Here is a 15,649-nt window from a genome sequence, read left to right as displayed (position 1 = left end):
GACGGTATCCACACTTAATTCGTTTGATTGGTGTCGGCGATGGGGCTGCCAACCTTTAAAGCGAGGGCGTACTTATATTTTTGCCGCTGCCTCTCAGTGCGGCTGCCGGGGGCTTCCCGATCGATATTCGGCACTTAAGCCGTTAAATTTTTTATTTCTTCGCCAGTTCCTGGTTAATCATCCAGAGCTCCCGGCGTTCTTCGCTGCTTAAACCGTGTGTGCGCTCGCGAGCTATCAACTCTTCCTGGCGCAGCTCAAGCATCGAATCAAACATATGGTTGAGTGAGTCGGTGAACGTTTTTTCTGCAATGTCCTTATCTGCTATATCGTCCCACATCGACAATTTTTCAAGGGTAGCGGCCTCTTTTGTGCCGCGATAATGCTCTAAAAGTTGTCCGGTGGTCAGACCTGGCTGAGACAAACACGTGTTGACCAGTTCTGAAAATAAGCCAAGCCCGGGCAATTTTTCGTGGTTTAAACCCGCCAGCGACGGCACCTGCGGCGCAAGCTCAGGGTTTTGGACCAGCAACCCTATCAGTATACGCATGGTTGTGCGTTTTAGCTGAGGCGCGGGGCGAACCGTGCCGTTTTCAGCCTGTTTTGGCATTAAACGTTCAAGCTGGCTGTCATCCAGAATGCCGAGCTTGTTGCCTAACTCCTGACGCAGATAGATGCGCAGCGTTTCGCCGGGCACCTGGCTGATTAACGGCAGCGCCAGCGTGCTGAGCTGCGCGCGCCCGTCAGGGGTACTCAAATCGACCTGCGGCATCAGGCTGTTAAACAAAAACGTGGAGAGCGGCTGAGCCTGCTCCATCCGCGCTTCAAACGCCGCTTTGCCCTCTTTACGCACCAGCGTATCCGGGTCTTCGCCGTCGGGCAGAAACATAAAGCGTAGCTGACGCCCGTCGGTCATATACGGCAGCGCGGTTTCCAGCGCGCGCCAGGCGGCGTCGCGCCCTGCGCGGTCACCGTCGTAACAGCAGATGACGTTGTTGGTCACCCGGAACAGCAGTTGAATATGATCGGCGGTGGTGGACGTCCCTAACGACGCAACCGCGTAGTTGATGTCGTACTGCGCCAGCGCCACGACGTCCATATAGCCTTCGACGACCAGAAGACGCGGAGGTTCCGCATTATCCTGCTGCGCCTCATAAAGACCGTACAGCTGGCGGCCCTTATGGAAAATATCGGTTTCCGGGGAGTTGAGGTATTTCGGCAGGGCATCACCCAGCACGCGACCACCAAAACCTATTACCCGGCCACGCTTGTCGCGGATCGGGAACATCACCCGTTCGCGGAAGCGGTCGTAGCTTCGTCCCTGGTCGTTAGTGACCAGCATGCCTGCATCGATGAGAGACTTACGATCTTCGCTATTGCCGCCAAAACGCTTTAACACGTTGTCCCAGCCGGGCGGGGCGTAACCAATAGCGAAACGCGCAATGACATCGTCGCTCAGTCCGCGCTTGTTCAGATACTGACGCGCAGGCTCAGCCGCAGATTGCTTAAGAGACTGTTGGTAAAACGAATTCAGGCCATCCATCAGTTGATACAGCGTTTGCCGTTGATGGCGCTCGATCTGACTTGGCCCACTGCCTGCTTCATACGGCACTTCAAGGTTATGCATCGCCGCCAGCTCTTCGACGGTTTCAACGAACTCGAGCTTGTCGTAGTTCATTAAAAAATCGACGGCATTACCGTGTGCGCCACAGCCGAAGCAATGGTAGAACTGCTTTTCACCGTTTACGGTGAAGGAGGGGGTTTTTTCGTTATGGAACGGACAGCACGCATGATAGTTCTTGCCCTGCTTTTTTAGCTTTACCCGCGCGTCGATGAGATCGACGATGTCGGTTCTGGCAAGCAGGTCATTGATGAAAACGCGTGGGATTCTTCCGGCCATATGCCCCAAAATTTTAAGCGACTTATAAACGAAAACAAGCCGCGCATTCCTTCCGGAAGCACGGCCTTACGACTATTACTCTGTCTGTCAATTGAGGGCTGAGGCCCTCAACCAATTAGTACAGACGAGTACGGCGTGCGTTTTCGCGAGCCAGTTTCTTCGCGTGACGTTTCACAGCGGAAGCTTTAGCGCGCTTACGTTCGGTCGTTGGTTTTTCATAAAACTCACGACGACGAACTTCAGCCAGAACACCTGCTTTCTCGCATGAACGTTTGAAGCGACGCAGTGCTACGTCGAACGGCTCGTTTTCACGTACTTTAATTACCGGCATGTAACTCTCACCTTTAATAAATTCGGTTTGCCGCTGGCATCAACGCCAGCTTATTTCAAAATGGTGCGGAATTTTACTGCAAATGCTGCTGCTTTGTAAAGCACCGATGCGATTTTGAAAGGGACTTTAATAAGGGTGAGGAGTATACACGAGCCTTCTTCCTGGGGCGAACAAAGTTTTACATCAACCCGCCCAGGCTCTACACTGCGCGGTATTGAAACGAGGTAAAACAAGTCATGCGTGTACTGGGTATTGAAACATCCTGCGATGAAACCGGCATCGCCATTTACGACGACGAAAAAGGGCTTCTGGCCAACCAGCTGTATAGTCAGGTGAAATTGCACGCTGACTACGGCGGCGTCGTACCTGAACTGGCCTCTCGTGACCACGTGCGTAAAACGGTTCCCCTGATCCAGGCGGCGCTGAAAGAGGCCGGGTTGAGTTCAAATGATATCGACGCTGTGGCCTATACCGCAGGCCCGGGCCTGGTCGGCGCGCTGCTGGTCGGCGCAACGGTTGGCCGTTCACTGGCGTTTGCATGGGATGTGCCGGCGATCCCGGTTCACCATATGGAAGGGCACCTTCTGGCGCCGATGCTGGAAGAGAATCCGCCTGAATTCCCGTTTGTGGCGCTGCTGGTCTCCGGCGGCCATACGCAGCTGATTAGCGTAACGGGCATTGGCAAGTATGAGCTGCTGGGCGAATCGATCGACGATGCCGCCGGTGAAGCGTTCGACAAAACCGCCAAGCTGCTGGGTCTGGATTATCCTGGCGGCCCGATGCTGTCAAAAATGGCGTCGCAGGGAACGGAAGGGCGCTTTGTCTTCCCGCGTCCGATGACCGATCGTCCGGGGCTGGATTTCAGCTTCTCCGGGCTGAAAACCTTCGCCGCGAATACGATTCGCAATAACGATGACAGCGAGCAGACCCGCGCCGATATCGCTCGCGCGTTCGAAGATGCTGTGGTGGACACGCTGATGATCAAGTGCAAGCGCGCGCTGGATCAGACCGGCTTTAAGCGTCTGGTGATGGCGGGTGGCGTCAGCGCTAACCGCACGCTGCGCGCGAAGCTCGCCGAGATGATGCAAAAGCGTCGCGGGGAAGTGTTCTATGCCCGTCCGGAATTCTGCACCGACAACGGCGCGATGATCGCTTACGCGGGAATGGTGCGCCTGAACGCGGGCGCAACGTCCGACCTGAGCGTGTCCGTGCGTCCGCGCTGGCCGCTGGCGGAACTGCCGGAGGCGTAATCCCTCACCCTAACCCTCTCCCCACAGGGAGAGGGGATCGTTTGACTACACCCGCAGCATCCCTTTCTCTTCCAGGAACGCAATAATCGTCGCTAACCCGTCACCCGCCTTCAGGTTGGTAAAGGTCCATGGACGCTCGCCGCGCATGCGGTTAGTGTCGCGCTCCATCACCTCCAGCGACGCGCCGACGTACGGCGCGAGGTCGGTTTTATTGATCACCAGAAAATCGGATTTGGTGATCCCCGGCCCGCCTTTACGCGGGATTTTTTCCCCTTCGGCCACGTCGATCACGTAGATGGTCAGATCCGCCAGCTCCGGGCTGAACGTCGCGCTCAGATTGTCTCCGCCGCTTTCAACGAAGATCAGATCCAGATTGCCGAACTTCTCGCTTAACGCTTCCACCGCCGCCAGGTTCATCGAGGCATCTTCCCGGATGGCGGTATGCGGACAGCCGCCCGTCTCTACGCCCACGATGCGCTCCGGCTCCAGCGCGCCTGCCTCGGTCAGGATGCGCTGATCCTCTTTGGTGTAGATATCGTTGGTCACCACCGCAAGATGATACGTGTCGCGCATCGCCTTGCAGAGCGCTTCCAGCAGCGCGGTTTTGCCCGACCCTACCGGGCCGCCCACGCCCACGCGCAGGGGATGTTTGTAATCAGCCATGTTGACTCCTCAGGAACGGAATAGTCGTGAATATTGGGTTTCGTGGCGCGCGGAGGCGATGGCGGACAGCGGCGTTGCTGCCCCCAGCGCGTCGTCGCTACGCAAAAATGCCTGTTCAAGCCCGGCGGCGTAATGGTCGCCCAGTTCGATAATCAGCTGCTGCGCGGCCTGTTGCCCAAACGGCACCAGCTTGACGCCCGCCATGACCGCGCTCTCCATCCAGCTGTAGCCGAGGCTCAGCGCCAGCTCGCGCGCGCTAATGCCCCAGCGCACGCCGAGCCAGGCCATGCCGCAGAGCTGGCTTTGCATAAACAGCGGCAGCCATTCGGGCGGACAGTCAGGTTCCCAGCTCTTAATCAGCCGCGTAAACGCCGCTCCACGGTTGCGCTCCTCTTCGCGCAGCTCGCGCGTTTCCCGGCAGGCGAGCAGCCAGGACGTCCAGCGTTTGGCATTGGTAAGATCGCTTTTCTTACAGGCCTGATAAAGTCGGATAAACAGCGGCAGGTCGACGCAGTAAAAGCTCTGCTCCATCTGCTGGATTTGCCAGCGTTTGAACGCGTCGGCGTCGGTGACCCAGCCTGCCTCAACGGCCCACTCCAGCCCCTGCGACCAGGTAAACGACCCGACCGGCAGGCTGCTGCTGGAGAGCTGCATCAGGCGCAGCCTCTGGCGGGCGTGCTCCATCAGCTCATCAGCGCCAGCAGGGCAGAGACGATCAGCCCGCCGCCGAAGGTTTTACGCAGGCCGTCGTGACGGCGCAGCAGCAGCCCCGCGGCAAAGCTGGCGCACAGCACCGTGGCGCTGGCGAGCATAAAGCCGCTGGTGAAGAGCCAGAAGCTGTGGCCGGACATCTCCACGCCGTGCGCCCAGCCGTGGAACATCGCCAGGGCAGGTACCGCCAGCAGCAGACGTTTTTCGGTTTTAAACATCATCACGCCGGATACCGCCAGCGAGGCGATAATCAGCATCTCCATGCCGCTGAAGCCGCCGAGCAGGCTGCCCGCAATGGCGCCGACAAGCATCATCCCGAGGGTGGCAAACGGCAGCAGGAGTTTGCGACCGCTCAGGGCCGAGAGCACGCCTGCGCCCGCCAGCATCAGCAGGTGATCGAGCCCTGTCAGCGGGTGGAGAAATCCGGCCTGGAAGCTGTCGGTGCCGTGGCCGGGATGCGCGAGCGCGGGAACGGAAAAAGCCAGCAGTAACAGCGGTAAATACTTGCGCATGATGAATCCTTAATGTGAATGAGCGTGAGAATGGCTGTGGCTGTGGGCATCGCTGGCGTACGCGCCTGCTTCCGGTTCAAACGGCAGGCTGGCGTAGGTCACGTCCAGACCGAACTGGCGCAGCATGTTGTCGAGAACGTGGTCGTGGTGATAGCGCAGCTCGCCGGGCATGATCTGTAGCGGCACGTGGCGGTTGCCCAGGTGGTAGCAGGCGCGGGCGAGCAGGAACGGATCGGCGCAGCGCACCACGGAAACCGACTCCGGGGCGGCGATCACTTCGATGACCTCGCTGCCGTCGTCGGTAGTCAGCAGGTCGCCCCCGCGCAGCAGCAGGCCGCGCGGCAGCATCAGCCCGGCTTCGCGGCCGTCGTTCAGCGCTACGCGGGCGCGGCTTTTCACCCGCACGTCAATCGGCAGCGTGACGCTGGCGGTAATCGGATGCGCATGGTCCAGGCGTTGGGTTAAATAGATCATCATCACTCCTCAAAACAGGAAATAGCGTTGCGCCATCGGCAGAACGTCAGCCGGTTCGCTGGTTATCAGTTCACCGTCGACGCGCACCTCGTAGGTTTGCGAGTCGACGGTGATATTCGGCTGCAGGCCGTTGTGGATCATGTCCGCCTTTTTCACCGTCCGGCAGCCTTTCACCACCGCGGTGGCGCTTTGCAGGTTGAGCTGCTGCGGGATGCCGTTCGCACTGGCGGCCTGCGAGATAAACGTCAGTCGGGTAGCGTGGCGCGCGGCGCCCAGCGCGCCAAACATCGGGCGGTAATGCACCGGCTGCGGCGTAGGGATCGAGGCGTTGATATCGCCCATTGGCGCGCAGGCGATCATCCCGCCCTTGACGATGGTGGCGGGTTTGACGCCGAAGAACGCCGGGGACCAGACCACCAGATCCGCCAGCTTGCCCGTCTCAATCGAACCGACTTCATGGGCGATGCCGTGGGTGAGCGCCGGGTTAATGGTGTATTTGGCGACGTAGCGCTTCACGCGGAAGTTGTCGTTCTCGCCGGTCTCTTCCGGCAGCGCGCCGCGCTGGACCTTCATGCGGTGCGCCACCTGCCAGGTGCGGATAATCACTTCTCCGACGCGGCCCATGGCCTGTGAATCTGACGACGTAAGCGAGAACGCGCCGATGTCGTGCAGCACGTCTTCCGCGGCGATGGTTTCACGACGAATGCGGGATTCGGCAAACGCCACGTCCTCGGCGATATCCGGATCGAGGTGATGGCAGACCATCAGCATGTCGAGATGCTCATCGATGGTGTTCACCGTATAGGGCAGCGTCGGGTTGGTGGAGGAGGGCAGAATATTCGGGTGCGCGCAGGCGGTGATAATATCCGGCGCGTGGCCGCCGCCCGCGCCTTCGGTGTGGAAGGTGTGGATGGTGCGCCCGGCAATGGCGGCCAGCGTGTCTTCGACAAACCCGGACTCGTTCAGCGTGTCGCTGTGCAGCGCCACCTGAATATCCATCTCGTCAGCCACCTCCAGCGAGCAATTGATGGCGGCGGGCGTTGCACCCCAGTCTTCGTGGATCTTCAGCCCGATGGCGCCTGCGGCGATTTGTTCGCGCAGGGCGTCCGGGCTGGAGCCGTTACCTTTGCCGAGCAGGCCAATATTCACCGGCAGCGTATCGGCAGCCTGCAGCATGCGGGCGATATACCACGGCCCCGGCGTACAGGTGGTGGCGTTGGTGCCCGCCGCCGGTCCGGTGCCGCCGCCGATCATGGTGGTGACGCCGGAGACCAGCGCCTCTTCCGCCTGCTGCGGGCAGATCCAGTGGATGTGGGTGTCGATCCCGCCGGCGGTGACGATCTTCCCCTCGGCGGCAATCACTTCCGTTGCCGCGCCAATCGGGATCGTCACGCCGGGCTGAATGTCCGGGTTCCCGGCTTTGCCGACGGCGAAGATCCGTCCGTTCTTGACGCCGATATCGGCTTTTACGATCCCCCAGTGATCGACGATCAGCGCGTTGGTAAGAACCAGATCCACGCAGCCGTCTGCGGTCATCTGCCCCTGACCCATACCGTCGCGGATCACCTTTCCGCCGCCGAACTTGACCTCTTCGCCGTAGACCGTGAGATCGTCTTCCACTTCGATCCACAGCTCGCTGTCGGCCAGCCGCACTTTATCTCCGGTGGTGGGGCCGAACATATCGGCATACGCCCGGCGCGAAATGTCAGCCATGTTTCACCTCGCCCATTACCTCGCCGCGAAAGCCGAAAATGCGCTGCGCCCCCGTGACCTGAACCAGCGTCACTTCCCGCTTCTGGCCGGGCTCGAAGCGCACGGCGGTGCCCGCCGGGATGTTCAGTCGGAAGCCTTTGGTGGCTTCCCGATCGAACTTCAGCGCCGGGTTGACCTCGTAAAAGTGATAGTGCGATCCAACCTGAATCGGCCTGTCGCCGTGATTTTCGACAACCACGCGTTGGGTTTCACGCCCGACGTTGAGGGCAATCGTTCCGGGCTGGATCTGGTATTCACCTGGGATCATCACGCGCTCCTTAGACGATCGGGTTGTGGACGGTGACGAGCTTCGATCCGTCCGGGAAGGTGGCTTCGACCTGAATATCCGGGATCATCTCCGGGACGCCCTCCATTACCTGGTCGCGCCTCAGGACGTGGCGGCCCGCCTCCATCAGCGAGGCGACGGTTTCGCCATCGCGCGCGCCCTCCATAATGAAGGCGCTGATCAGCGCGACCGATTCCGGGTAATTGAGCTTTACCCCGCGCGCAAGGCGGCGTTCGGCAACCAGCGCGGCGGTGAACAGCAACAGCTTGTCTTTTTCTCTGGGGGTCAGTTCCATAACGTTTCTCTTATGTCTGCCAGATACGCGGCGAACAGGCATTTTTGGTGGTGAGAAGCGGGCGAAGCGACTGCCAGATGTCGCGCATCACCCGCTGGCAAATCAGGTTGTCGTCGGAGAGAAAACGCACCGACAGCAGATCGTCAGTGAGCGTTGCACCTGCGTAATTCTCCAGCGGTGCGAGCCGTTCGCGCACCGCGTCGAGATGTTCTTCTTTGGCCGGATAGAACAGCAGCGTGCCGAGCCACGGACGTCCGGCGACGGGCGTGAGATCGCCGTCGCTAAGATGCTGACGCTCAATCAGGCGCGGCTCGTCATCTACCCACACCTCCAGGCGGCTCTCCAGCGTGCCGTGGCTGAATGTCTCACCGATCACCGGGCGGCCCAGGCAGTACAGCTCCCACGCCAGCAGCGTGCTGGAGGCCTTCAGGTGGAAGACGGAACGCAGCGCGGCATTCGCGCCGGGGAAGATAATGGTGTCCTGCGGCAGCCACTCCAGCGTGGAATTTTCATCGAGGTAAAAATGCTGGTTCAGACGGGCCTGCGGGCCGCTGCTGCGATAGAACTTGCTGGCCCCGGGCATGGTGATGAGCGAGTGGCTTTTGGCGTCCAGCCGAACGGAAATGTCCAGCGTATCGCCGCCCACAATCCCGCCTGGCGGGTGCAGCAGGTAAAGGTGGCAGGTTTCGCCTTCGGGGTAAAACGGACGTTGAACGGTGAGCGGCCCGACGTGGTGGGCGGAGTACAGGAGGGTTTTCTCAGGGGTGTGACAAAACTGCAGGGCAAGCGACGCCTGCCAGCCTTTATACGTATTATCAGTGACCTGAGCTGCTAACATGCTGCATCCATTTCCACACCATCGGGATACGTTTCAGTATGCCCTGGCGGAAATGAAGCCTGTCATATGAGTCGCTTATGGATGGCCAGGCAAGGCAGGAGAAATAAAAAAGCACGGCCGGGGCCGTGCTCTGTATTAAGAATGACGATCCTACTTCAGGTGTTCATGCAACGCTGCACCTGCCTGCTCAAGGGCAACTTTAACCGTTGGCTCCTGGCTCAGCGGGTTAAGCAGGCCGTAGTCGTGGATCATGCCGTTATAGCGCGTGACGGTCACCGGGACGCCAGCCGCATCCAGTTTACGCCCGAATGCTTCACCTTCATCCCGCAGAACGTCCAGCTCAGCCGTCTGGATCAGCGTCTCGGGGAAGCCTTTCAGCTGCGCGGTGCTGGCGCGAAGCGGAGAGGCAAGGATATTGTTGCGATCGGCAGCGCTGGTGGTGTAGTTATCCCAGAACCATTTCATCATGTTTTTCGACAGGAAATATCCATTTTCGAACTGGTTATACGAGGCAGTATCAAAGTTCGCATCGGTAACCGGCCAGAGCATGACGTTGTAGCGAATCTTTGGCCCATTGAACTGTTTGGCCTGCAGCGCCACCGAAGCCACCATGTTGCCGCCGACGCTGTTACCCACCAGACCCAGACGGCTACCGTCCACGCCAATTTCCTGACCGTGCTCGGCTACCCATTTTGTCGCTTCATAGGCCTGATTAATTGCTACCGGGAAATGGGCCTCAGGTGACGGGGTGTAATCGACGTAAACCGCAGCGGCACCCGAAGCGCGAACAAGATCACGGATTAAGCGTTCGTGGGTAGGGAAGTCACCCAGCACCCAACCGCCGCCGTGAAAGAACATAAAGGCGGGGAGCGTACCGCTGGCGTTTTCAGGTTTCACTATTTTCAGTTTGATCGCCTGGCCATTTACCTGGATCGTTTTTTCAGAAACCTGAGCGGGCGGCAGTTTTGCGCCTTGCTGCGCGCCAATCAGTACCTGGCGGGCCTCCTGCGGGGTCATCTGTTCCATTGGCTTACCCTTGCCGGAATTCAAAACATTAAGAAATGCCTGTACGCCTGCGGTCGGGGTTGGGGTATTGGTGGTTTGAGCGGATGCCGCGGCTGACGCGAAGACGGAAGAAACCAGGATGGCGGTTAGTGTTTTCATGGTAGTGCCTCTTTAAGCGTATTTGATTGGATGAGATAACTAAATAGTGCGCTACTTAGTTGTTGGTGTAATACTTGCGCGCAAGATACTTTTAGTCAAACATTATTTATAATTTTTTTAGGCAACCGATTTGGAGTTGATAGAAAAATGAAAGAAAACAAAACGCTAGACGATTTACTTTGCTTCTCGCTGTACTCGGTCACCAACGCGTTTGTTCGCCAGTATCGCCCCTTACTGCAAGAGATGGATCTGACCTATCCGCAATTCGTTGTTTTGATGGCGCTTTATGAGAAAGACAACATCCCACTTCGCGATCTCAGCGATAAGACGTTTTTTGATTCGGGCACATTGACCCCGCTTGTACAAAAGCTTGAGGCAAAAGGATTCCTCAACCGTATCGCGGTTGTGGGTGATGAAAGGATGAAAAATGTTGTACTGACCGACAAGGCCAAAGACCTGAAGAAACGGGTGATGGCATTGCCGGATCAGATTCGCTGCAGCATGAGGATGAATGACGATGAGCTTGAGACGCTAAAAAAACTCTCCCGAACGCTGCTCGACGATTTGTAATAACCCTTCGGTGGGTTGAACCCACCGAAGTAATGTGTCGTTACCGGTAGTCCTCTGCATCCACATCATACCCCGACGGCTCCCAGCGGATTGCCAGCAGCGACGCCAGGCCGATAAACGGCGCCAGCGCAATCACCCAGAACACGGCGGTATCCAGCGAGGCGACCAGCAGCGGGAACAGAAACAGCGATAGCGTCGAGCTGCTGCGCATCAGCGTCTGGTTGAGGCCCACGCCCACGCCGCGCAGCGAGGTTGGGTAGCTCAGCGAGGCAAACGTCATGGTATGCGCGCCCGGGCCGAAGCCCTGACCGAACAGGAATAGCGCCAGCATCGCCACGGCGAGCACCCCTTCAGAGGCACCGTCTGGTCTGCCAATCAGCGCCAGACCCAGTAGCGCCACAAGCTGGCAGGCATAACCCGCAAGCGACATCCGCCAGGCGCCGAAGCGCGGCACGTAGCGTACCGCCAGCAGTCCGCCGACGAAGGCAAACAGCAGGTTAAGCGCCAGAGAAATGAGAATGGTGGTGAGCATCGACTGGACAAAGAAGCTGGAGATGATCACCGGCAGGCCAAACGCCACGGCGTTATAGGCAAACGACGAGACGACGGAAAGCAGCGTGGCGAGCGTCGTGCGGCGTAAGTAGATGCCGCGGAACAGGTTCAGATAGTTTGACCATTTCGCTTTATTCACGACGGGTGCGGGCTGGCCGAGCGCGTCCTGCGGCACGTGGGCATTGATGTTATACGACTGGCGTAAAATCGACGCCGCCTCTTTCAGGTTGCCCTGATTAGCCGCCCAGACCGGAGATTCGCTCATATAGCGGCTGCGGATGGCGATAATCACCAGCGCGGGCACCGCGCCAAAGCCGAGAATCAAACGCCACAGCCAGTCGCTGTGGCTCTCCGGCAGCACGGCGTAGAAGAAAAGCACCAGCAGGTAGGAGACGCTGATGGCGGCATACCAGGTGGGGCACCACATCGCGACGCTGGAAGCCTTATTTCCGGGCCCTTTTAGCCTGGCGAACTCGCTTAAAAACGCCATCGCCACGGGAAGGTCGATCCCGACCCCCAGCCCCATCACAAAGCGGGCGCCCGCGAGCACATATTCGTTCGGAGCCAGCGCACAGGCGATCGCTGCCACCACGAAGAACACCATATCAGCCATAAAAACGCGGTAGCGCCCGATTTTATCCGTGAGATAGCCGCCAAGCAGCGCCCCGACGATGGCACCAAAGGTAATGGCCGAAGCCACCATACCGGTACCGGCGGGCGTCAGGCTAAATTCGCGGGTGATGTCTTTAATGCCAAACGCCAGCGCGCCCAGATCGTAGGCATCGAGGAAAATGCCGCCCAAAGCGATACCGACCACGATACGGGCGTTTGTTCGGCCCTGAGAACCGTCATTAACGAGGCGTGATACATCCGAAGCGCTGCGCACCCACTGGATGTCGCCATCAGGGGGAATACCTGCCGTTGAAAGGGGAGTTGATTCTGTGATTTCAGCCATTTTCTTCTTATGTGGTTGTGTTGTGTCCCTAACAGTTACCACAGGCAGAAGGTGACCAAAATCACATTTGGCTATAAGGCATAACTAACCCTTTGGAGCGTCTTTTTTCTTTCTCTTGAGCTTCGTCCAGATTTTGGTCTCCTGACGACGCCACAGGCGCTGAATATTGTCGTGATGGCGCAGCAGGATAAGACAGGAGAGCATCGACACCGGGAAGGTGAACTGGGGTTTGAACCACCAGACGTAGAACGGGGCGATCAGCGCGCTGACGATTGCGCCCAGCGACGAATAGCCGCTCAGAAGAATGGTCAGAAGCCACGTCCCGGCCATTACGCCGGTGAGATCCCAGCCGATAGGTGCAATGGCACCAAAGGCGGTCGCAACGCCTTTACCGCCTTTAAAGCCGAAGAATACGGGCCAGATGTGGCCGACGCAGGCAGCAATAGCAATGAGCCCCAGCCAGAACGGCGTAACGCCCAGCGCATAGGCGCCCCAGACGGGCAGCATCCCTTTCAGAACATCAAAAATCAAAACCGCTACGGCTGCTCCCTTGCCGCCAATTCGTAGTACGTTGGTCGCCCCCGGATTCCCGGAACCATTTTCACGCGGGTCAGGTAACCCGGCAATGCGGCAGACCAGAATGGCGCTGGAGATTGAGCCGCAAAGATAGGCGAGGAGGATCATTCCAGGCGCGATTGCACTCATAACGCTGTTCCGTTTTGAAAATGTATCTGTATTCTCAGCATCTGTGGATAATACGCATAATTCGCCGGAAGTGGTATCCGGTTTAGCCAAAAAGCAGGCAGGTCGTGATGGATATTGTATTTATAGAGCAACTTTCGGTAATCACCACAATTGGTGTTTACGACTGGGAACAGACCATCGAGCAGAAACTGGTGTTCGATATCGAAATGGGATGGGATAACCGCAAATCGGCAAAAAGCGATGACGTGAACGACTGTCTGAGCTATGCCGATATCAGTGAAACGGTCATCGCCCACGTTGAAGGGCAGCGTTTTGCGCTGGTCGAACGGGTGGCGGAAGAAGTCGCAGAATTGCTGTTGAAAAAATTCAACTCACCGTGGGTGCGCATCAAGCTGAGCAAGCCGGGAGCGGTGGCGCGCGCCGCCAATGTTGGCGTCATCATTGAGCGTGGCACAAATCTGAAAGGAAAGATTTAACGTCATAATAGCTAAACCATTTTAGGTTATACCGGTCTCAAGACTGTATCTTATCGGTTGTCCGTATGGGACGCCGTTTTTTTATATCTTTTTAGGGGTTTATAGATGAGCGATATGCACTCGCTGCTGGTGGCGGCAATACTGGGTGTGGTCGAAGGATTGACGGAGTTTTTGCCGGTCTCCAGTACGGGCCATATGATTATCGTTGGCCATCTGCTGGGCTTTGAAGGCGATACCGCAAAAACGTTTGAAGTGGTGATCCAGCTGGGGTCTATTCTGGCGGTGGTCGTGATGTTCTGGCGTCGCCTGTTTGGCCTGATCGGCATCCATTTTGGCCGTCCGCCTCAGCACGAGGGGGCCGGTAAAGGTCGTCTGTCACTGATCCATATTCTGCTCGGGATGATCCCTGCGGTGGTGCTGGGCCTGGTGTTCCACGACGCCATCAAATCTCTGTTTAACCCGATTAACGTGATGTACGCGCTGGTGGTGGGGGGCTTACTGCTGATCGCCGCGGAAGTGCTGAAGCCAAAAACGCCGCGCGCGGAAGGTCTGGACGACATGACGTACCGTCAGGCGTTTATCATTGGCTGCTTCCAGTGTCTGGCGCTGTGGCCGGGCTTCTCGCGTTCAGGCGCTACCATCTCCGGCGGGATGCTGATGGGCGTAAGCCGTTACGCCGCGTCAGAGTTCTCGTTCCTGCTGGCGGTGCCGATGATGATGGGCGCCACCGTACTCGACGTCTATAAGAGCTATCACTTCCTGACGGCTGGCGACATTCCGATGTTCGCCGTTGGCTTCATCACCGCCTTTATCGTGGCGCTGATTGCCATTAAAACCTTCCTGCAGCTGATTAAGCGTATCTCGTTTATTCCATTCGCGATCTATCGCTTTATCGTGGCGGCTGCGGTGTACGTGGTCTTCTTCTGACCGATGGCCCTCAGTCTTTCGGCTGAGGGCAATGCTTTTCCTTCCAGTCCGACACCGCCTGAATTCGCCGTTTCGTGAGCTCTTCGCGAATTTCCGGTCCTTTGAATCCTGCTTCGACAACGTCCTTCGTGGGCACCGCTTTCGCTACGTCCCAGGCTTTACGAAGTAAACGTCCCTGCGGATAATCGCACGCTTCAAAACCGGTACGACCGCGCACGTCAGCTTCGCTGGTGAGCGCAATTTGCTCTACGCGCTGGGGTTTGCGCCAGGCGTCGATGTTATCGAAAAGCTTAACGATGGTGGCCGGTTTCAGGATCGGGAAGGTGTGGATCAGATCGTGGAACTCGGCCACCAGTTTCGCCAGATCGCGGATCTCGTTCGGCACGCGCAGACGCTGGCACAGCCCCTCGACCAGCTTCACCCCTGCCGGGCCGTGCCCGTGGTGGCGAGGCCAGAATTCTTTTGGCGTTAGGCCTTTGCCGAGATCGTGGCACAGGGTGGAAAAGCGCACGTCCACGTCAGGGCTGAGCATGGCGGCCATGCTCAACGTCATCAGCGTGTGTACGCCGGTATCAATTTCCGGGTGCCATTTCGCCGGAGCAGGCACGCCGAACAGCGCGTCTATTTCCGGGAACAGCACCTTCAGCGCGCCGCAGTCGCGCAGGACCTGGAAAAAGACCTGCGGGTTGCGCGTGGTGAGGGCATTTTCCGTCTCTTTCCAGACGCGCTCTGGCGTCAGGTGTTCAAGCTCGCCCGCCTCGGTCATGGCGGTCATCAGCGCCATTGTTTCATCGGCAATACGGAAACTGAGATGGGCGTAACGCGCGGCAAAGCGCGCCACGCGGAGCACGCGGAGCGGATCTTCTGAAAACGCCGGGGAGACGTGACGCAAAAGGCGGTTGCGCAGATCGTCCTGACCGCCATAGGCGTCTACGATCTGCCCGTCTTCGTCCTGCGCCAGCGCGTTGATGGTGAGATCGCGGCGCAGGAGATCTTGCTCCAGCGTGACGTCCGGCGCGGCATAGCAGGTGAAGCCCGTATAGCCCGAGCCCGATTTCCGCTCGGTACGCGCCAGGGCATACTCTTCACGGCTTTTCGGGTGCAGGAACACGGGAAAATCGCGGCCTACCTGCTGGTAGCCCGCGTCGAGCATCTCTTCAGGGGTGGCGCCAACCACCACCCAGTCTTTATCTTTGACCGGCAGACCTAACAACGCATCACGTACCGCACCACCGACAAGATAACTCTTCACGCCCAACTCTCCCGTTTTCTCTTTTCCAGAATGATACGT

Annotated in this window: 18 protein-coding genes; 4 read left to right on the top strand and 14 right to left on the bottom strand. The window is 58.2% G+C overall.

Features of this window, described 5'->3' with window-relative positions:
• Positions 1-151: 151 nt before the first annotated feature.
• Together dnaG and rpsU are read right to left on the bottom strand one after the other, a co-directional pair.
• Positions 152-1,897 carry a DNA primase gene (dnaG, locus tag ACOTZC_RS10955; protein ID WP_126303106.1) on the bottom strand — a complete coding sequence of 582 codons (1,746 nt, stop codon included), beginning with the start codon at positions 1,895-1,897 and terminating at the stop codon, positions 152-154.
• A gap of 115 nt (positions 1,898-2,012) precedes the next feature.
• Complete coding sequence (rpsU, locus tag ACOTZC_RS10950) at positions 2,013-2,228, bottom strand: 30S ribosomal protein S21 (RefSeq protein ID WP_001144069.1); 216 nt, start codon at positions 2,226-2,228, stop codon at positions 2,013-2,015.
• A 236-nt stretch (positions 2,229-2,464) separates the two neighbouring features.
• Between rpsU and tsaD the strand changes: the two genes are divergently transcribed.
• Entirely contained in the window at positions 2,465-3,478 is a 1,014-nt protein-coding gene (tsaD, locus tag ACOTZC_RS10945; RefSeq protein WP_029741753.1) for a tRNA (adenosine(37)-N6)-threonylcarbamoyltransferase complex transferase subunit TsaD, read from the top strand.
• A 45-nt stretch (positions 3,479-3,523) separates the two neighbouring features.
• Here the strand turns inward: tsaD and ureG are convergent, their stop codons facing one another.
• From ureG to ACOTZC_RS10900, 9 genes are all read right to left on the bottom strand, one after another.
• Positions 3,524-4,141, bottom strand: a complete 618-nt coding sequence (gene ureG / locus ACOTZC_RS10940; RefSeq protein WP_014071813.1) for an urease accessory protein UreG — start codon at positions 4,139-4,141, stop codon at positions 3,524-3,526.
• A 9-nt stretch (positions 4,142-4,150) separates the two neighbouring features.
• The gene (locus ACOTZC_RS10935; RefSeq protein ID WP_045404065.1) at positions 4,151-4,825 is read right to left on the bottom strand and encodes an urease accessory protein UreF; all 675 of its coding nucleotides are present in this window, start codon (positions 4,823-4,825) and stop codon (positions 4,151-4,153) included.
• Entirely contained in the window at positions 4,825-5,364 is a 540-nt protein-coding gene (locus ACOTZC_RS10930; protein ID WP_023309225.1) for a HupE/UreJ family protein, read from the bottom strand. Before ACOTZC_RS10930 ends, ACOTZC_RS10935 begins: the two co-directional genes overlap by 1 nt.
• A 9-nt stretch (positions 5,365-5,373) precedes the next feature.
• Entirely contained in the window at positions 5,374-5,838 is a 465-nt protein-coding gene (ureE, locus tag ACOTZC_RS10925; protein WP_248169611.1) for an urease accessory protein UreE, read from the bottom strand.
• A gap of 9 nt (positions 5,839-5,847) precedes the next feature.
• Complete coding sequence (gene ureC, locus ACOTZC_RS10920; protein ID WP_045404059.1) at positions 5,848-7,551, bottom strand: urease subunit alpha; 1,704 nt, start codon at positions 7,549-7,551, stop codon at positions 5,848-5,850.
• Positions 7,544-7,858: an urease subunit beta gene (locus ACOTZC_RS10915; RefSeq protein WP_045404057.1), complete on the bottom strand. Its 315-nt coding sequence runs from the start codon at positions 7,856-7,858 to the stop codon at positions 7,544-7,546. Before ACOTZC_RS10915 ends, ureC begins: the two co-directional genes overlap by 8 nt.
• 10 nt (positions 7,859-7,868) lie before the next feature.
• Positions 7,869-8,171 (bottom strand): urease subunit gamma, encoded by a 303-nt coding sequence (locus tag ACOTZC_RS10910; protein ID WP_006811999.1) that lies wholly within the window; start codon positions 8,169-8,171, stop codon positions 7,869-7,871.
• A gap of 10 nt (positions 8,172-8,181) precedes the next feature.
• Entirely contained in the window at positions 8,182-9,009 is an 828-nt protein-coding gene (locus ACOTZC_RS10905) for an urease accessory protein UreD (RefSeq protein WP_045404055.1), read from the bottom strand.
• Between the two features lie 150 nt (positions 9,010-9,159).
• On the bottom strand, positions 9,160-10,173 hold the full coding sequence (locus ACOTZC_RS10900; protein WP_045404053.1) for an alpha/beta hydrolase: 1,014 nt from the start codon (positions 10,171-10,173) through the stop codon (positions 9,160-9,162).
• 147 nt (positions 10,174-10,320) lie between these two features.
• On the opposite strand from ACOTZC_RS10900, the gene ACOTZC_RS10895 reads away from it, so the two are divergent.
• Positions 10,321-10,743, top strand: coding sequence for a MarR family winged helix-turn-helix transcriptional regulator (locus ACOTZC_RS10895; protein WP_045356087.1), 423 nt, complete (start codon positions 10,321-10,323; stop codon positions 10,741-10,743).
• Between the two features lie 40 nt (positions 10,744-10,783).
• Here ACOTZC_RS10895 and ACOTZC_RS10890 read toward each other — a convergent pair whose 3' ends face one another.
• On the bottom strand, positions 10,784-12,250 hold the full coding sequence (locus ACOTZC_RS10890; RefSeq protein WP_064791141.1) for an MFS transporter: 1,467 nt from the start codon (positions 12,248-12,250) through the stop codon (positions 10,784-10,786).
• Between the two features lie 84 nt (positions 12,251-12,334).
• Positions 12,335-12,955, bottom strand: a complete 621-nt coding sequence (plsY, locus tag ACOTZC_RS10885; RefSeq protein WP_023309216.1) for a glycerol-3-phosphate 1-O-acyltransferase PlsY — start codon at positions 12,953-12,955, stop codon at positions 12,335-12,337.
• A gap of 107 nt (positions 12,956-13,062) precedes the next feature.
• On the opposite strand from plsY, the gene folB reads away from it, so the two are divergent.
• A complete protein-coding gene (gene folB, locus ACOTZC_RS10880; RefSeq protein ID WP_023309215.1) occupies positions 13,063-13,431 on the top strand; it encodes a bifunctional dihydroneopterin aldolase/7,8-dihydroneopterin epimerase in 369 nt (122 codons plus the stop codon).
• Between the two features lie 105 nt (positions 13,432-13,536).
• Positions 13,537-14,358, top strand: a complete 822-nt coding sequence (gene bacA, locus ACOTZC_RS10875) for an undecaprenyl-diphosphate phosphatase (RefSeq protein ID WP_029740687.1) — start codon at positions 13,537-13,539, stop codon at positions 14,356-14,358.
• 10 nt (positions 14,359-14,368) lie between these two features.
• On the opposite strand, the gene ACOTZC_RS10870 is transcribed toward bacA, so the two are convergent.
• Positions 14,369-15,610, bottom strand: coding sequence for a multifunctional CCA addition/repair protein (locus ACOTZC_RS10870; protein WP_023309213.1), 1,242 nt, complete (start codon positions 15,608-15,610; stop codon positions 14,369-14,371).
• Positions 15,611-15,649 lie beyond the last annotated feature (39 nt).

Origin of the sequence: Enterobacter cloacae complex sp. SHL009 (assembly GCF_049237205.1) — a bacterium.
Lineage (GTDB): Bacteria > Pseudomonadota > Gammaproteobacteria > Enterobacterales > Enterobacteriaceae > Enterobacter > Enterobacter cloacae_M.
The sequence above is the reverse complement of the archived record's forward strand: the minus strand, read 5'-3'. Positions and strand labels throughout refer to the sequence as shown.